Here is a 15,331-nt window from a genome sequence, read left to right as displayed (position 1 = left end):
ACGATTTCCTCCCCAAGAACCGAAGCTACTTGTTACTTTGGCGGTTGATCATCCGCGCTATCGTCCAAGATGCGTTGGGCGGCCCCATCCATATCCTCATATTGCCCCGCCCTAAGCGACCACATGAAAGCCCCAAGCGCCAACACCCCAACCAGCAACACAACCGGAATAATAATCAATAAGGGTGTCATTCGGCCGGCATCACTTTTTGGTTGGTGGACAATGGAATCTGAACTTTGCGCTCTTTTGCGTCGATCCGCAACCGCAGCGCGTTCAAGGTCACCAAAACTGAAGAGGTCGACATGGCGATCGAAGCCACCAACGGGGTCGCAAAGCCCATAATCGCCAAAGGAATGGCCACCATATTATATGCAATGGCCAATCCAAAATTCTGCTTCACAGCGTTGGCGGCGCGTTTTGCCAGTGTAAGAGCAAATGGAATTTGATCTAAACGATCTCGGGTCAAAACGAAATCTGCAGCATTACGGCCCACGTCTGCAGCGCTTGATGGGGCCATCGACACATAGGCCGCCCGCAATGATGGCGCATCATTTATGCCATCCCCAACCATCAGCACCCGATTGTGCGCTTTCTCTAAAGCTGTGAGCTGATCAAGTTTTTCTTGCGGCGTTAATCCCCATTGAACCTGGTTCAACCCCAGCTGCTTGGCCACCAATTGCACCGGCGCTTTGCGGTCACCGGACAATAACGATATGCCCTTTACCTGGGCGCGCAATCGCTCAATCATTGCTGGCACTTCGGGGCGCAATTGATCTTCAAACTCAAAGACACCAACAGGAACCCCGTTCTTGGCTAAATATACCCGACTTAGCCCCTCATCGCCTTCGTCTTGGGCCGCACAAAATGCTGCCCGTCCCAGCCGCCATACATCGCCACCAAGTCTGGCTTCAATGCCTTGTCCGGGCAACTCATCAACCTGATCAAAATCAATCACAGTGATGCTTTTGTGTGCCTGCGCCAGGGCTTTGGAAAAGGGATGATGACTCAATCGGGCCAAGCGAACAGCCATTTCAAGTTCAGGTGTGCCGCCCTCTGTTTGAGAAACAAACTCAGGCTTGCCTTGCGACAGGGTGCCGGTTTTATCAAACGCCGCATAGTCAATTTTCGCCAACCGCTCCAATGCGGCCCCATCACGCATCATCATGCCACGTTCAAACAAGCGCCCAGCGGCCACCACATGCACAATCGGCACCGCCAAAGCCAGCGCACAAGGGCAAGTGATAATTAGAACTGCAATTGCGGTGACCAATGCATGGTGCCAATCCCCATTGTACAACCCCCAACCAAGGAACGTCGCCAACGCCAATAAATGCACAACCGGCGCATAGATTTCCGCCGCCCGATCCGCAATCCGCTTATATCCAGCGCGTGATCCTTCCGCCGCTTCCATCATCGACACCATGCGGGCCAAAAAGCTTTCGTGCGCCGGCTTTGTCACCTGCATGGTGATCATGCCAGACAAGTTGGTTGCACCAGCCAACAGCAAATGCCCTTTAGACACCGGTTCAGGGGCTGATTCACCAGTGACAAGGCTAAGATCAATTTCCCCATTGCCCTGCACCACAAATCCATCGACCGGAATGCGCTCTCCCGCTGCGATGTCTAGGCGCATCCCCACCTCGATTTGATTGAGCTTGATAAAGCTATGACGACCATCATCCAACCGCTGCAACGCCCCGCGAGGGGCCAAAGAAGCAAGATTGCGCACCGCGGATCTGGCCCGCTCTCGCATCAAATGGTCAAGCGTGCGCCCAATCAACAAAAAGAACAACAAGGTCACCGAAGCATCAAAATAGGCGTGTTCACCCGAATTGGCCGTTTCAAAAACGCTCAACCCCAGTGCCAAAATCACCGCAAGAGATATGGGCACATCCATATTGAGGCGACCAACCTTTAGACTTGCAAAAGCTGAGCGGAAAAAATGCTGCCCGGCAAAAGCAACCGCGGGAATGGCGATCAGTGCTGAAATCCAGTGGAACAAATCCCTAGTGGAAGCGTCCGCCCCGGACCAGATCGAAATGGAGAACAACATAATGTTCATGGCCGCAAAGCCCGCAACCGCGAGCGCACGCACCAATTGGGAGAAGGTTTTGTCTTTTGCGTTTTCGTCTTCCGCTTCAAGCAGCATAGCGCGATAACCCGCACGATTGACCGCATTCACCAATTCGGTTGGCGCAAAGTCTGTCTGGGTGCGCCAGATCACTTTTACCCTTTTGGTGGAAAGATTGACGCGCCCCAATTCAACTGGCTCTAACTTGCTCAATTCACTTTCAATTGAGCGCATACAGGCTGCGCAATGCACATCGGGCACCGCCAACTCAAGCTGACGCCGTCCATCCTTCAAATCGATGGAACCTGCGATCAAACTCTCATTGTCAATTTTGCTCTGGCCTTTTTCAGCCAATTCATTGGCCGCTTCAATGCCTGGGGCACAACAGCTCATCTTGGCTCCTATTGAACGACAATGCGCTCACGATAGATGAAAGGGGTGCCATTTTCGCTAGTCAGCGATATAAAAACATCCCACGCGCCTTTGGCAAAATCGTGATTGGCAACAAAAGCACCCTCTTGCGGCAGCAATGTTATCACTTGGTCCTCGCGCTCGTAACTTGGGCGTCGCAGTTCAGCTTCAGCAAAGCCCGCAACCACTGGCTTACCAGCGGCATCTTTTAGATCAAAGACCAACTTTTTGCCCTCATAAGACAGCAGCGGTGTCCAGCCAAGCGCCGCCTGCGCCCGTTGCGCTTCAAGCTTTTCATTATAGTGCTGACTGGCCACATATGAGTTTTTCACCACCAAGCCCGTCCAGCTTGAAGTCGCAAAATAGGCCATGATCAAATTGACCGTTATGATGGTGCCAAAAAACAGCACCACCACCAAAATCATGTGCTTTCCGGTAAACTCGCGCTGCTTGGTTTCGGCCATGCTATTCCCCTACTTTCGGTGTTTCAAATTTCACCAATTCTTGTGACGACTCGTCGCCAAAAATGTCTTCCACCAAAAATGTGAACTTTGTTGGTTGTTCTGTCAGAAGTTTCGGATCTGTGCGCACATAAACCCGCAATGGCAACACCCTGTCTGGCTCCACGTCCAAGACTATAGACTGCTGAGGCTCGTTTTGCGAGCTGGCCAGTGTCATCTCCCCACCGGGCAGACCAACAATCGTGAGTTTCATGGTGCGCGGTTCTGGGGTCATATTGAGAATTTTGACATCATAGCCGTTGCGCACAGCTCCATCGCTAAGCACCACAAACAGTGGATTGCGGTCATGTTGCACGTTCACGTCCAGCCGATCCCGCATAGACAGAACCACCAACATAGCCAATCCAATTGCCGCCCAAACGCCAAAATAGATCAGTGTGCGCCATCTCACAATCGTCTGCAAACTTGTGTGCTTGATGGCATCAACAAACTTGCCCGCTTTGTCCCGCAACCGATCTGGCCGAATAATATTCGCCTCATCCATGGCCAGTTCCATATTGGTATTATAATCGTTCAACGTCGCGTAGGAAATCAGGCCCCGCTCTTTGCCCAATTTGTCCATCACATTGTCACAAGCATCAATACACAAGGCACATGTGATACATTCAAGCTGCTGTCCGTCCCGGATATCTATGCCCATGGGGCACACCACAACACAGGCGTTGCAATCCACGCAGTCACCAACGGGTTTACCTTCTTTGATGGCTTTTTTGGTGTGCTTATTGCGCGGCTCCCCGCGCCAATCATTATAGGTCACCGTCAGCGAAAACTCGTCCAACATTGCTCCCTGAATGCGGGGCCAAGGGCACATATAAGTGCATACCTGCTCGCGCATAAAACCGCCAAAAATATAGGTGGTGGCCGTCAGAATCAAAATCGTGAAATATGCAATGGCAGGCGCTTCAAACCGGATCACATCCAGCGCCAGCGTGGGCGCATCTGCGAAATAAAAGATCCACGCGCCGCCCGTGGCTACAGCGATTAAAATCCAACTGGAGTGCTTTGCGAGCCTTCGCCAGACCTTATTGAAATCATAAGGGCCCTTGTCCAGCTTTATGCGTTGATTGCGATCGCCTTCAAAGAACCGCTCGACAAGCAAAAACAAATCAACCCAAACCGTTTGCGGACAAGCATATCCACACCACGCGCGGCCAACGGTTGAAGTAACCAAAAACAGGCCAACCCCAGCCATAACCAAAAGACCTGCCACATAATAAAATTCTTGCGGCCAAATCTCGATGAAAAAGAAATAGAAGCGCCGATTGGCCAAATCCACCAAAACGGCCTGATCTGGGGCAAATTCGCCCCGATCAAAACGCAACCAAGGCGTTAAATAATAGATGCCAAGGGTGATGATCATGATCACCCATTTCAATTGCCGGAAGAAACCGGAAGCCCGCTTGGGGAATATTTTTTCTCGCGGCGCATATAAAGCTGGACGGTTGTTCGCCGCGTTTACTGCTGCCACATCAAATTGATCAACCCCAGACGTCTTGTCTGAATTTGCTTGTTTATTCATGCCGACCCGGTCCCTATCGATCGCTATAATAGCGCTTATGCCAGTATTTAACATCTATAGCTTTGATATGGGTCAAACTGTTGGCGCATGCTGTCGCACGGGTCAGCCTGTCGCACCCTTTGTTTGACGCATCATCACATCACTGTGCATCAAATGTGTTTACGCAAAAGCTTGATGGAATGCCAATCGATGGCTATTTAGGCCACTAGGGATGAATAATTTTAACCATGCGAGGTGCTACATGTCAAAACGCTATGAGAAATCTGATGCGGCCATTCAAAGCCTGACCCCAGAACAATTTCGCGTCACCCAACAAAATGGCACAGAGCGCCCGTTCCAGAACGAGTTTTGGAACCGAGATGACATCGGCATTTACGTAGATATCGTCTCGGGCGAACCTCTTTTCGCCTCATCCGATAAATATGATGCCGGTTGCGGCTGGCCCAGCTTCACCCGCCCCATTGTGCAAGAACAAGTCACCGAACTAACCGACGAAACCTTAGGCATGGTGCGCACCGAAGTACGCTCTAAAGATGGTGACAGCCATTTGGGCCACGTGTTTAACGATGGCCCACAAGACCAAGGCGGCCTGCGCTATTGCATCAATTCCGCTTCTTTGCGTTTTGTGCCAAAAGACCAAATGGAAAAAGAAGGCTACGGCGATCTATTGGACCTGTTCCCGCAAAGCTAATCGTTCGTTTGGCAACACAATAACTGCCGCACAAACAGCAAGAATAAAGCCTATCCCGGTGGCAATGAATCGCGTCGTGTTCCAAAACTGCCAAGTTGGGCTATAGTTCTCCCACATGAGTTGTGCCGCTTCCATTTCTTGCGGCACAATTTGTTGCCCGAGCGCTACGTTCATTGGGACATTTATGAACGCTGTGAGCACTAGATAACCGAATAAGAGAACCAAGCCTGCAAGGCCCAACAATCTTGCCGTACGATTAACGCCTTGCCGCCACCCGATCAACGCGGTGACCAGCAATAAAAAGGGCGTGCCGAAAAACACGGGTCCAAAAGCAAAGTTGCGCACTGATGCGTTCATAGCCTGCATCGCGCTAATCGCGACGCGCGGATCAACAGCATCTAACCCCCACATGGTTGAACAGACCCAAGCGTAGAAGAACCCCAACATCAGCCCATTGGCCACAAGCGATAGCATTAGCAGCGCCTCAAATGGGCTAAAGGTTTGTCGACCCAATTGTGTCACTTAAGCCCCCTGTCTTTTGTAGGCTACGCCCACAAGAATGACCAAACTTGCCAATTGTGCTGCAATAACTGCCGGCCAGATGAGCGGGAATTGCGGGTCAATATACTTGTGTGGTCCATAAGAGATAAGCGCCAGTGCAACTGCAATCACTGACAATATGCGCGCCACGCGGTCCTTTGCTGGATCAATCAATATCGCCATGAGCGCAACGCCTATTGAAACCCCAATCAATGGGCCAATTCCTGAAATAGGTATTGCGATCGGGGGATGCGGCGGCACTTTAAAAAACAGCGAGAAGATCATGGTGAGCTGCAAGACAATCAGCATGATCAAAGATGGTTTTACGTAACTAATCATAGCGACCTCCTAAAGTGTAATTTAGTGTACGGTTGCAAATATACGTAATGCAGTGTACGGATTTGTCAAGAAACAATTTTGGAAGAAATATGCGCGCAGAAAAACGACGACAAAAAAAACAAGATATTGCCGAAGCTGCATACGCATTGATTGAAGAAAAAGGCTATTTGGGCACATCCATGCTCGCTATCGCCAAGCGCGCTAAAGCGTCAAACGAAACGCTCTACAATTGGTACGGGGACAAACAGGGCCTGTTCAAAGAACTGATCGAACAAAATGCGGAACAAGTGCGCACCCTTTTGCAAAACAGCACACATCCCCAGTGCTCACCAGAACAAACGCTTGCTAAACTTGGACCTATCCTGCTGAAACTGTTGCTCAGTGAGCGCGCCATTGCGCTCAATCGCGCCGCAGCCGCTGACCCCACAGGAGAGTTGGGCCATGCACTTTCAGCAGCTGGCCGTGAGACCGTTTTCCCCATGATCGTGAAACTATTCTCAGACCTTGGTCCTATGGATAATGACCAAGCGCTAGAAACCGCTCAGACTTATCTAAATCTGTTGGTAGGAGATCAACAGATTCGCAGAGCCATTGGAACCCTGGCCGAACCAACGTCAGCTGAAATAGACGCGCGTGCCGATAAAGCGATGATCTTGACCAAGAAGCTTTTCAACTTCTCCTAGCAACACGCCTTCCCCTCTTGGATCGGCGGGCAGGGCACCGTGCCATAAGAACAATAAACACAGCAGTCTCCGGCTTTCGGCTTAAGCACTTTTGCGCATCCCTTACAGTCGTAAAAATATTGGCATGCGTCCGTTGGCATTTGTTCAACAGATTTGTGACCGCAATGCGGACAGGTAATTTGTGAATTTAGATTAACGTTTTGATTTGTCATATTCCCCACCTTCATCCGATCCTGCCCCGATTTTGCCGTACTGCCCAATCACTTTTTTCGCAAGATTGTGCAATTGGGGTGGAGTTGAGGACTAGCGCAAATCACCAAACTGCGCTTTGATGCGGGTCCCGCCCATTGCCCTTTTGCACCGGACAAACCTCATGTTTGCATTCTTTGCTCAAATCACTTGGATTGACTATGTCGGCTCATTTGGCACCTTAATGGTGGTTCTGGCCTATTTTCTGACGCAAATGCGCACAATGAGCGCCACTGATCTTGCCTTCCCAGTGATCAATCTAGTCGGCTCCTTGCTTATTGGCGCATCGCTCTATGTGAATTTCAATCTTGCATCGGCGCTAATTGAATTCTTTTGGATCATCATTTCAATTCTCGGGATCATCCAATATTTCCGCCACGCTCCAAAAGGAACATCGTCATGACCGCCATAAATCTAAAAGAAAAACTCTCCAAATTCACTGATTGCTGGTCGCCAAAAATCATCTCGAACTATAATGGCAATGAAGTGATGTTGGCCAAATTTGATGGTGAATTCACCTGGCATTCGCACCCGGACACGGACGATTTCTTTTTAGTGATTGAGGGCGATGTGACCATTGAAATGCCGGATAAAACAGTTACCCTTGGTCCGGGTGAAATGTATGTTGTGCCCAAAGGGGTCGAGCACAAGCCTTCCACCAAAAATGGCGCAAGTGTTTTGCTCATTGAACCCAAAGGCACACCGAACTCAGGCGACCACAAAACTGCTGCGGTAAAAGTAAATATATAGGATATCCATAATGTCAAACTGGGTTGAACCGATCACGCTTGAAGGGCAACACGTCAGACTTGTCCCGCTGTCACACAACCACCTTACCGATTTGCAAGAAGCCGCAGCTGACGGCGAATTGCACCGCCTTTGGTATACGAGTGTGCCTTCACCTGACAAAATGGAAAGCGAAATCACCCGTCGGCTAAAACTGATGGCTCACGGGTCCATGATGCCCTTTTCGATCATCGATAAAACCACAGGTCTAGTGGTCGGTATGACCACTTTTATGAATATTGATAGCGTCAACAAACGCTTAGAAATTGGTTCCACTTGGTACCGGAAATCTGTGCAACGGTCGCCGCTCAACACTGAGTGCAAAATCTTGATGCTCACCCACGCTTTTGAAACGCTTAATGCCATCGCCGTTGAATTTCGCACCCACATTATGAACCACCAAAGCCGGAATGCGATTGAGCGGTTGGGCGCTAAACTGGATGGCATCTTGCGCCAGCATTCGGTCTTGCCCAATGGCACGGTGCGCGACACGGCCGTTTATTCGATTATTCCGAACGAATGGCCCAGCGTAAAAGCTAATTTGCAATGGAAAATGGACATGCCGCGCAACTGATTGGGTGATAAATCTATTCGGGCGTTTTGAGTTTATTGAGCAGCGAGTTTTTCTGCATCGCCTGAAACGAGTTTAAGAACCCGCGCCCGCTTCACCCCCTCCGCCGAATAATAGGCGACCTGACTGTCTTCATGACGCAACTGCCACGCGATTTCACCGACCTTATTCCAGACAACGCGATATCCCGTTTCTGTAAACTGCCAAGGGCCGTGCAAGCGGCCATGCTCGAAGTGCTGCATATAGGCAGTGCCCTCAGGCGCATAATAGACATGGCCTTTTGCGCCTTCGATGGTTTCAAGATAAACCGTATTGCCGCTCAATAACACTTGGATGGTTTGCTCACTCAGATTTGAAGTACTCATCATTCTCTCTCTTGTTTAAACGTCGATTTTTATGTGGCGCCGCCATGCGCTATGGTGGGCAAAATCAGTTGATGTGGACCAAGCAAGCATCAAGTTTGCCTTTTGCTTTGGCCGGACCAGTGCGGTTTCACCATTGAAAAACGGTAGGGCCATCGCAAAAGACACCCAAGCAGAGTTGGTGTCCCGCCCCCCGGTAATCGCTTGAAAAGCGCGGACTTGCGAACCAGTTGGATAGGGCATCGGCCCTGTTGGTGCCGCCAGCATTTCGACAAATCTAAGCTTATCCAGTTGCGGATCAGCCATGACAAACCGTGTACCAATAATATCCAACGTAGGCCCAAAACCAACGGCCACCCATCCACGCGCAGGCGCAACAAACGTGCAGCGCAACCGCGAAGCATCTCTCCACCATACAAACCGGCAATTATCCAATGCCAATTCTTGCGTTTGTTGAAATCCCAGCGCCTGCACGCTCGCCATACTCAATGTGGAGAATCCAATTATTCTGAGCGCTTTTCTTCTTGAGATCACTTGCACACCATTCCTATTTAGTCTAGCAAATTGACTATATATCAATCGATAGAAAGTCAAGCATCTTGACCAAAAAGCCGGAATTGATCGACCATATTGGACTGGATTTATGGAGTGCCGCGCACAGCTGGCGCCAAAGGCTAATTCGAGAAATGGTTATTAAGGGCTATGACTGGTTCGATGGTGCACCGGGCATGCTCACCATGCATATTGGGCCAAACGGTATTTCACAAACCGCGCTACAGACCAAAACCTCATTGTCCAAACAGGCAGTCCAACAGCTTTTGGACAAATTGGAGCGTGATGGCATTATCGTGCGCACGCAAAACCCGAAAGACAAGAGGGCAAAACTAGTGCGTTTCACAGATATTGGATTGCAAGCTTTCACCCTTGCCAACGAGGTGAAGCTAAACATTGAATCCGAATATGAAAACCACTTGGGACAAGAACAATTCAAGCTATTCAAAAAGTTCTTGGCCCAAGTCAAAAAGATCAATGACCAATAGTTACGCGATTTTCGGGTCAACATTCATGAACCGCCAGATAAATAAGGCCCGCCCAATAAAGATCCCTGAGATTGTCCCCTTAATCAGGGTAAGCCCCAAATAAACGGCGGGCACTGCCACAAGGTCTGGCGCAATGGCGACAAATAGACCGTTCAAGAAGCTGGTCAAAAAAACCACAAGGATGGTGATCATGGTGAGCCATTCACCCGCCACTTGGACCCGGCCACCCTCTTTGCCAAGTGTCCACTTCGCCTGCCAACGCAAACCAGCCAGCGCGCCAACAATATAGAATCCCGCAAATACAGACCAAACCAAGATCTGATTGGGCAACGCAACCATATTGTTGATCGACAATAAACCGAGCAGCGGCATGAAATATATCATCACAGCTGGCATCCAGCGTTCTTTGCTGGCCCGCAGTCCGAGTGCCACCAAGCCGATCAATAGGGGCCAAACCCAAATCGGTGTCTTTGTCAAAATCTGCATTATCATCTTCATCTCCGCCTGTGCGCTTTGTTTGATGACAAACCAATGGCCAATTGGAATAGAAAGCGCACATGAATTTGCGCGAACCACGGGGCCACATTCGCAAATCAACACACCCGTGCAGTTCACGTAACGTGAAATGCACATCTCGGCGCGCGCCGAAACAACTCCCTAACCAAAAACGCTACGGGTAAGACATAACCCGGAGCCAACAATGCTGAATTACCTGTTTCAATTCTTTCACGAACGCGATCATCTGCTCACCATGTTTGATAAGGATGTCACCCTGCTCGACCGGCAAATCAAAAACCAGTGCGCCCCAAAACCATCGTATGAGGTGATCGCCCCTCTTACGTGCAGCTCCTATTTTGGAGCATTTTCAGAACAATCAGAACTTCACTTCTTCGCCACAGGGCAACGCCAATGGTTGTTCGATTTGAAGGCTGAGCAAATTGAGACCGGCTTAAAAGCGCAAGCCTATTTTGAAAGCCGGTGCGCAAAGGCATTTGAGCAATTCAGGCAAACAGAGATAGCGCAACATGTTCAAAATGTGGGATGCGAAAAACTGACATCACTCAGTAAACAACGACGAGACGAAACATGGCGACATTTTCTTGATGGGACTTATGGCGTTTGCACAACGAATGGGCTGCCAGAAACAATTGTTCTCAAACAAACGCTGGTGAGCACAATCGATCGATTTTTGCAGCACCAGCCAAAAAAGAACAACGACGTCGAGTTGGAAAGCCTTTTGAAAGTGGTGAACGCCCTAGATCAAGTTGAGCCGCCATTCGCGCCCCACGAGCGCTTACGCTCGTCGCGTCAACGCTGCATCGTAAATGTACGAGCGACCTATCTGAAGTCTTAGCTAGGCGACAGCTTCAACCTTTAAGGCAAAATTGGCACGCCCCCAAGCCCGCAAGCTATCCATGACCGGGGCAAGTTGTTGGCCCAAATCGGTCATGGAATATTCAACGTGGGGCGGCACCACTTCAAAGACCTTACGGTTTACGATGCCATCCTCTTCCAATTCGCGCAGGGTCAAGGTCAACATGCGCTGCGTAATATCAGGGATCGCGCGGCGCAATTCGCCAAACCGCATCGGCCCATCAACCAGATTGTGCAACACAATCAATTTCCACTTGCCCCCCAATTGGCCAATGGCAAACACCACGGGGCAAAGTTGACTTCTTTCCTGCTCCGACAGGTTTTGTGGCAATTGAACGCCGGCCTTATGTTCAAAATCGCACATTTTTTTCTCCGCTCTTAAGCACACCATTATCCAGCGAATGCCAGCAAATCCAAGCCAAATCGCACTTCACCAATTCGCTTGGTATACTTTTTGTATCTACATTACAAAATAGTGCCTTCTTGTGATTTTTATCCTAATGCGCAATTTGATGTCAAGCAAGTCACTCATCGAATGATGATCAGGCTTGGCCCGAACCAACAATTAGTGAGTAAAACCATGTCAAAAATTTCAATCGTCTATCATTCTGGCTATGGCCACACACAAAAACAAGCCGAAGCTGTACGCGATGGTGCTGCGGCCAACACCAATGATGAGGTGCACTTGATCCCAGTTGATGATGTTGACGATCATTGGGAAACGCTTGAGGCGTCAGATGCGATTATATTCGGCTCGCCAACCTATATGGGCGGTGTTTCAGCCCAGTTCAAAACCTTCGCCGATAAATCGTCAAAAGTTTGGTTCACCCGCGGCTGGCAGGACAAAATCGCAGCAGGCTTTACCAATTCGTCCAGCCAAAACGGGGATAAACACTCAACGCTTCAACAACTGTCAATTCTTGCGGCACAGCACGGCATGCTGTGGGTTCCATTGGGCTTGGCCCCAGGCAACAATTCGTCTGAAGGATCAGTTGAAGACGTCAACCGCCTCGGCGCTTCATTGGGAGCGATGGCTCAGTCAAACGCTGACCAAGGACCCGAACATGGTCCGATCGCCTCAGACTTAGAAACAGCCAAACTCTTAGGCCGCAAAGTCACAGAGATTGCCAACAGATTCAACCGCACACAAGCGGCCTAACCGAACTCGTCTAGCGGCGAAAAACAAAAAACCCCGGGAACCATAAGACATCCCGGGGTATGTTCCCTCCAAGGAACAACACGTAGCTTTGGAAGTGACTTATTCGCCACCACCCAAAGAGTGCACATAAACAGCCAATTGCTTCACAGTAGCATCACCCAAGCGGGCCTGCCATGCAGGCATTGCACCATGTTTAGGCTGCGCAATTTGCGTTGCGATTTGGTCAACCGTACCGCCATAAAGCCACAATGCATCATTGAGTTTAGGCGCGCCCACATCACGGATACCTTCACCAAAATCACCATGACAGGCCGCACAGTTTTCCTCGTACAAGGCTTTGCCTTCGTCAACATGGGCTTCGTCGTGCTCTATACCTGAAAGGCTGGCCACAAAATCTGCCGTGGCACGAATTTCAGCTGTTTCCAAAATATCGCCAAAAGCAGGCATATCTGACAGACGAGTGTCATCATCAGCTTCATACCGAATACCATGGGCAATAGTTGTGTAAATGTCCTCGATTGTGCCGCCCCATAGCCAATCATCATCATTCAAGTTTGGAAAACCAGAAGCGCCTTCAGCACCGGCTCCATGACACTGCGAACAATAGACTTTGTATGCGGACTTACCGCCCTGCACAGCAAACCGGGTCAGATCACCATCGTTGAAAATCTCAGCGACTTCCATATTTTCGATCTTGGTCACAGAACCAGACTTTGCTTCAGCAGCCAATGCCACATCTTTGGCCAACTCGCCTCGACTGGAATAGCCAAGAATGCCCGGTGTTGCCCCTTTGATCAAAGGAATGGCCGGGAACAAGATCACATAGACCAACGCCCAAGCAATACAGGCATACCACGTCCACAGCCACCAGCGTGGCAATGGGTTGTTCAGCTCTTTAATACCGTCCCATTCGTGACCAGTGGTCTCAACGCCTGAGATGTCGTCAATTTCTTTTTTGTCGCTCATTGACCTATTCCTTCCCCTCAGGTGCATGATCGTCTTTGAGTGCTATTTTGGCAGCTGTCTCGGCGTGATCTTTTGCGCCCGGGCGGAACATGAACAGCACAACCCCAACAAAAACAATCAGCATATAAAGAAGGCCCCAACTATCGGCGAAATGCCGAAATGAATTGTAATCAATCATCATCAGCTCCTATCGATAGTTTTCTTCAGCATTGTACGCACTCAAATCAACAAGCGTGCCAAGCATTTGCATATAGGCAACCAAAGCATCCATTTCTGTCAGCCGAGTTGGGTCACCATCAAAGTCCCCCAAAACCGCTTTTGGATAACGGGTTTCAACCCCTTCCCAATCAGCTTCTGGGTCGGCCTGTGCGGTCATATCCGCATAAGCATTGGCCACCATCTCCTCGGTGTAAGGTACACCCACACGCTGGTTCGCCACCAAGTGGTCCCCAATATTCTCATAGCCAAGCTCAGCTTTTGCCAAGAACTTGTACGATGGCATAATGCTCTCAGGCACCACAGATTGTGGGTCCATCAAGTGTTGCACGTGCCATTCATTAGAATAGCGATCACCAACCCGCGCCAAATCTGGCCCAGTACGCTTAGATCCCCACTGGAACGGATGGTCATACATGCTCTCCGCTGCCAAAGAATAATGCCCATAGCGCTCCACTTCGTCGCGGAACGGGCGGATCATTTGAGAGTGACAATTGTAGCACCCTTCGCGAATATAAATGTTACGACCTGCAAGCTCGAGAGGTGAATAAGGACGCATCCCCTCCACCTTCTCAATCGTGTTCTCAAGGTAGAACAATGGCGCAATCTCAACGATGCCACCAATGCTTACAACAACCAAGCCACCAACAAGCAATAGGGTCGCGTTACGTTCAATAACGCCGTGTTTATCTAGTAGTCCCATTTGATCTCTCCCCTATTCTGCCGGCTGCGCGGATGCGGTGTGAGCAATAACAATTGGCTTTTCATTGCGGGTTTTGCCCTTAATGGTCATCCACACATTGTAAGCCATCACCAAACCACCTGCTAAATACATCAGGCCGCCAATTGCGCGCAAAATATAGTAAGGCTTGAGCGCTGCAACTGATTCAGCGAAGGAGTAAACAAGGAACCCTTCCGCGTCATATTCGCGCCACATCAGGCCCTGGGTGATACCAGAAACCCACATCACCGCCGCGTATACAACGATACCAAGGGTCGCAAGCCAGAAGTGCCAATTGACCATCCGCAAAGAATAGAGCTGCTTACGGCCCCACAATTTTGGTGCCAAGAAGTAAATCATGCCAAAGCTGATCATCCCAACCCAACCAAGCGCACCAGAGTGCACGTGACCAATGGTCCAATCGGTATAGTGTGAAAGCCCGTTCACCGCTTTAATGGACATCATCGGCCCTTCAAACGTTGACATGCCATAGAACGCCACCGCGATCACCATCATGCGGATAATCGGATCTGTGCGGATTTTGTCCCATGCACCAGAAAGGGTCATCAAACCGTTGATCATACCGCCCCAAGAAGGCATCCAGAGCATAATCGAGAACACCATGCCCAATGTCTGCGCCCAATCGGGCAAGGCTGTATAATGCAAATGGTGCGGACCCGCCCAAATATACATAAAGATCAGTGACCAAAAGTGAATGATCGACAAGCGGTAAGAATATACTGGGCGGTTAGCCTGTTTTGGCATGAAATAATACATCATGCCCAAAAAGCCAGCAGTAAGGAAGAATCCAACCGCATTATGGCCGTACCACCACTGTGTCAAAGCATCTTGAACGCCAGCAAACAATGAATAGCTCTTCGAGCCAAAGAACGATACAGGCACCGCAAGGTTATTGACCACGTGTAGCATAGCAATCGTGAAAATGAACGCGAGGTAGAACCAGTTGGCCACATAGATATGCGGCTCTTTACGTTTGATCAGGGTGCCCATGAACAAAACAAGATAACCAACCCAAACCACAGTTAGCCACAAATCAACGTACCACTCAGGCTCTGCATATTCGCGGCCTTGGGTCGATCCCAACAAGTAAC

Annotated in this window: 23 protein-coding genes; 8 read left to right on the top strand and 15 right to left on the bottom strand. The window is 49.8% G+C overall.

Annotation, left to right across the window (positions count from 1 at the left end; genetic code table 11):
* Positions 1-32: 32 nt before the first annotated feature.
* From ccoS to ccoG, 4 genes are read right to left on the bottom strand one after another with little or no spacing between them, the layout of a single operon-like run.
* The gene (ccoS, locus tag Q0231_RS09490; protein WP_269393499.1) at positions 33-191 is read right to left on the bottom strand and encodes a cbb3-type cytochrome oxidase assembly protein CcoS; all 159 of its coding nucleotides are present in this window, start codon (positions 189-191) and stop codon (positions 33-35) included.
* Positions 188-2,464, bottom strand: coding sequence for a cation-translocating P-type ATPase (locus tag Q0231_RS09485; RefSeq protein WP_299347361.1), 2,277 nt, complete (start codon positions 2,462-2,464; stop codon positions 188-190). The genes ccoS and Q0231_RS09485 overlap by 4 nt, the downstream gene beginning before the upstream one ends.
* 8 nt (positions 2,465-2,472) lie before the next feature.
* Entirely contained in the window at positions 2,473-2,946 is a 474-nt protein-coding gene (locus tag Q0231_RS09480; RefSeq protein ID WP_269393497.1) for a FixH family protein, read from the bottom strand.
* Position 2,947: 1 nt separating this feature from the next.
* Positions 2,948-4,522, bottom strand: coding sequence for a cytochrome c oxidase accessory protein CcoG (gene ccoG / locus Q0231_RS09475; RefSeq protein WP_269393496.1), 1,575 nt, complete (start codon positions 4,520-4,522; stop codon positions 2,948-2,950).
* Between the two features lie 241 nt (positions 4,523-4,763).
* Here ccoG and msrB point away from each other — a divergent pair, with 241 nt between their 5' ends.
* Positions 4,764-5,213 carry a peptide-methionine (R)-S-oxide reductase MsrB gene (gene msrB / locus Q0231_RS09470; RefSeq protein WP_269393495.1) on the top strand — a complete coding sequence of 150 codons (450 nt, stop codon included), beginning with the start codon at positions 4,764-4,766 and terminating at the stop codon, positions 5,211-5,213.
* Here msrB and Q0231_RS09465 read toward each other — a convergent pair.
* The gene (locus tag Q0231_RS09465; RefSeq protein WP_299347358.1) at positions 5,187-5,735 is read right to left on the bottom strand and encodes a DUF1772 domain-containing protein; all 549 of its coding nucleotides are present in this window, start codon (positions 5,733-5,735) and stop codon (positions 5,187-5,189) included. The genes msrB and Q0231_RS09465 overlap by 27 nt on opposite strands.
* Entirely contained in the window at positions 5,736-6,092 is a 357-nt protein-coding gene (locus Q0231_RS09460; RefSeq protein ID WP_299347356.1) for a hypothetical protein, read from the bottom strand.
* An 89-nt stretch (positions 6,093-6,181) separates the two neighbouring features.
* On the opposite strand from Q0231_RS09460, the gene Q0231_RS09455 reads away from it, so the two are divergent.
* Positions 6,182-6,775, top strand: coding sequence for a TetR/AcrR family transcriptional regulator (locus Q0231_RS09455; protein ID WP_299347354.1), 594 nt, complete (start codon positions 6,182-6,184; stop codon positions 6,773-6,775).
* Here the strand turns inward: Q0231_RS09455 and Q0231_RS09450 are convergent.
* Entirely contained in the window at positions 6,772-6,987 is a 216-nt protein-coding gene (locus tag Q0231_RS09450; protein WP_269393491.1) for a GDCCVxC domain-containing (seleno)protein, read from the bottom strand. The two genes, Q0231_RS09455 and Q0231_RS09450, sit on opposite strands and share 4 nt — an antisense overlap.
* A 161-nt stretch (positions 6,988-7,148) precedes the next feature.
* Here Q0231_RS09450 and Q0231_RS09445 point away from each other — a divergent pair, with 161 nt between their 5' ends.
* The 3 genes from Q0231_RS09445 to Q0231_RS09435 are packed head-to-tail and all read left to right on the top strand — an operon-like array spanning position 7,149 to position 8,384.
* Positions 7,149-7,427 carry a hypothetical protein gene (locus Q0231_RS09445; RefSeq protein WP_269393490.1) on the top strand — a complete coding sequence of 93 codons (279 nt, stop codon included), beginning with the start codon at positions 7,149-7,151 and terminating at the stop codon, positions 7,425-7,427.
* Positions 7,424-7,774 (top strand): cupin domain-containing protein, encoded by a 351-nt coding sequence (locus tag Q0231_RS09440; RefSeq protein WP_269393489.1) that lies wholly within the window; start codon positions 7,424-7,426, stop codon positions 7,772-7,774. The genes Q0231_RS09445 and Q0231_RS09440 overlap by 4 nt, the downstream gene beginning before the upstream one ends.
* Positions 7,775-7,784: 10 nt before the next feature.
* Positions 7,785-8,384: a GNAT family protein gene (locus Q0231_RS09435; protein ID WP_269393488.1), complete on the top strand. Its 600-nt coding sequence runs from the start codon at positions 7,785-7,787 to the stop codon at positions 8,382-8,384.
* Positions 8,385-8,416: 32 nt separating this feature from the next.
* Here Q0231_RS09435 and Q0231_RS09430 read toward each other — a convergent pair whose 3' ends face one another.
* Both Q0231_RS09430 and Q0231_RS09425 read right to left on the bottom strand, forming a co-directional pair.
* The gene (locus tag Q0231_RS09430; RefSeq protein WP_269393487.1) at positions 8,417-8,749 is read right to left on the bottom strand and encodes a hypothetical protein; all 333 of its coding nucleotides are present in this window, start codon (positions 8,747-8,749) and stop codon (positions 8,417-8,419) included.
* Between the two features lie 12 nt (positions 8,750-8,761).
* Positions 8,762-9,232: a hypothetical protein gene (locus Q0231_RS09425; protein WP_299347350.1), complete on the bottom strand. Its 471-nt coding sequence runs from the start codon at positions 9,230-9,232 to the stop codon at positions 8,762-8,764.
* Between the two features lie 110 nt (positions 9,233-9,342).
* Between Q0231_RS09425 and Q0231_RS09420 the strand changes: the two genes are divergently transcribed.
* Complete coding sequence (locus tag Q0231_RS09420; RefSeq protein ID WP_269393485.1) at positions 9,343-9,783, top strand: MarR family transcriptional regulator; 441 nt, start codon at positions 9,343-9,345, stop codon at positions 9,781-9,783.
* On the opposite strand, the gene Q0231_RS09415 is transcribed toward Q0231_RS09420, so the two are convergent.
* On the bottom strand, positions 9,784-10,269 hold the full coding sequence (locus Q0231_RS09415) for a hypothetical protein (RefSeq protein WP_299347347.1): 486 nt from the start codon (positions 10,267-10,269) through the stop codon (positions 9,784-9,786).
* A gap of 214 nt (positions 10,270-10,483) precedes the next feature.
* Between Q0231_RS09415 and Q0231_RS09410 the strand changes: the two genes are divergently transcribed.
* Positions 10,484-11,137, top strand: coding sequence for a DUF6058 family natural product biosynthesis protein (locus Q0231_RS09410; protein WP_299347345.1), 654 nt, complete (start codon positions 10,484-10,486; stop codon positions 11,135-11,137).
* Here Q0231_RS09410 and Q0231_RS09405 read toward each other — a convergent pair whose 3' ends face one another.
* The gene (locus Q0231_RS09405) at positions 11,138-11,521 is read right to left on the bottom strand and encodes a helix-turn-helix domain-containing protein (protein WP_269393482.1); all 384 of its coding nucleotides are present in this window, start codon (positions 11,519-11,521) and stop codon (positions 11,138-11,140) included.
* A gap of 216 nt (positions 11,522-11,737) precedes the next feature.
* Here Q0231_RS09405 and Q0231_RS09400 point away from each other — a divergent pair, with 216 nt between their 5' ends.
* A complete protein-coding gene (locus tag Q0231_RS09400; protein ID WP_269393481.1) occupies positions 11,738-12,316 on the top strand; it encodes a flavodoxin family protein in 579 nt (192 codons plus the stop codon).
* Between the two features lie 99 nt (positions 12,317-12,415).
* Here the strand turns inward: Q0231_RS09400 and ccoP are convergent, their stop codons facing one another.
* The 4 genes from ccoP to ccoN form a co-directional block, all read right to left on the bottom strand.
* Positions 12,416-13,282, bottom strand: a complete 867-nt coding sequence (gene ccoP / locus Q0231_RS09395) for a cytochrome-c oxidase, cbb3-type subunit III (protein WP_269393480.1) — start codon at positions 13,280-13,282, stop codon at positions 12,416-12,418.
* A gap of 4 nt (positions 13,283-13,286) precedes the next feature.
* Complete coding sequence (locus Q0231_RS09390) at positions 13,287-13,460, bottom strand: cbb3-type cytochrome c oxidase subunit 3 (protein WP_269393479.1); 174 nt, start codon at positions 13,458-13,460, stop codon at positions 13,287-13,289.
* Positions 13,461-13,469: 9 nt separating this feature from the next.
* Positions 13,470-14,201, bottom strand: coding sequence for a cytochrome-c oxidase, cbb3-type subunit II (gene ccoO / locus Q0231_RS09385; RefSeq protein ID WP_269393478.1), 732 nt, complete (start codon positions 14,199-14,201; stop codon positions 13,470-13,472).
* 12 nt (positions 14,202-14,213) lie between these two features.
* A partial coding sequence (gene ccoN, locus Q0231_RS09380) for a cytochrome-c oxidase, cbb3-type subunit I (protein ID WP_299347340.1) occupies positions 14,214-15,331 on the bottom strand: 1,118 nt, incomplete at its 5' end.

It is taken from the genome of uncultured Maritalea sp., from assembly GCF_937139385.1.
GTDB classification, from domain to species: domain Bacteria; phylum Pseudomonadota; class Alphaproteobacteria; order Rhizobiales; family Devosiaceae; genus Maritalea; species Maritalea porphyrae_A.
Note: the sequence above shows the minus strand (reverse complement) of the source record. Positions and strands in the feature narration are given on the sequence as shown.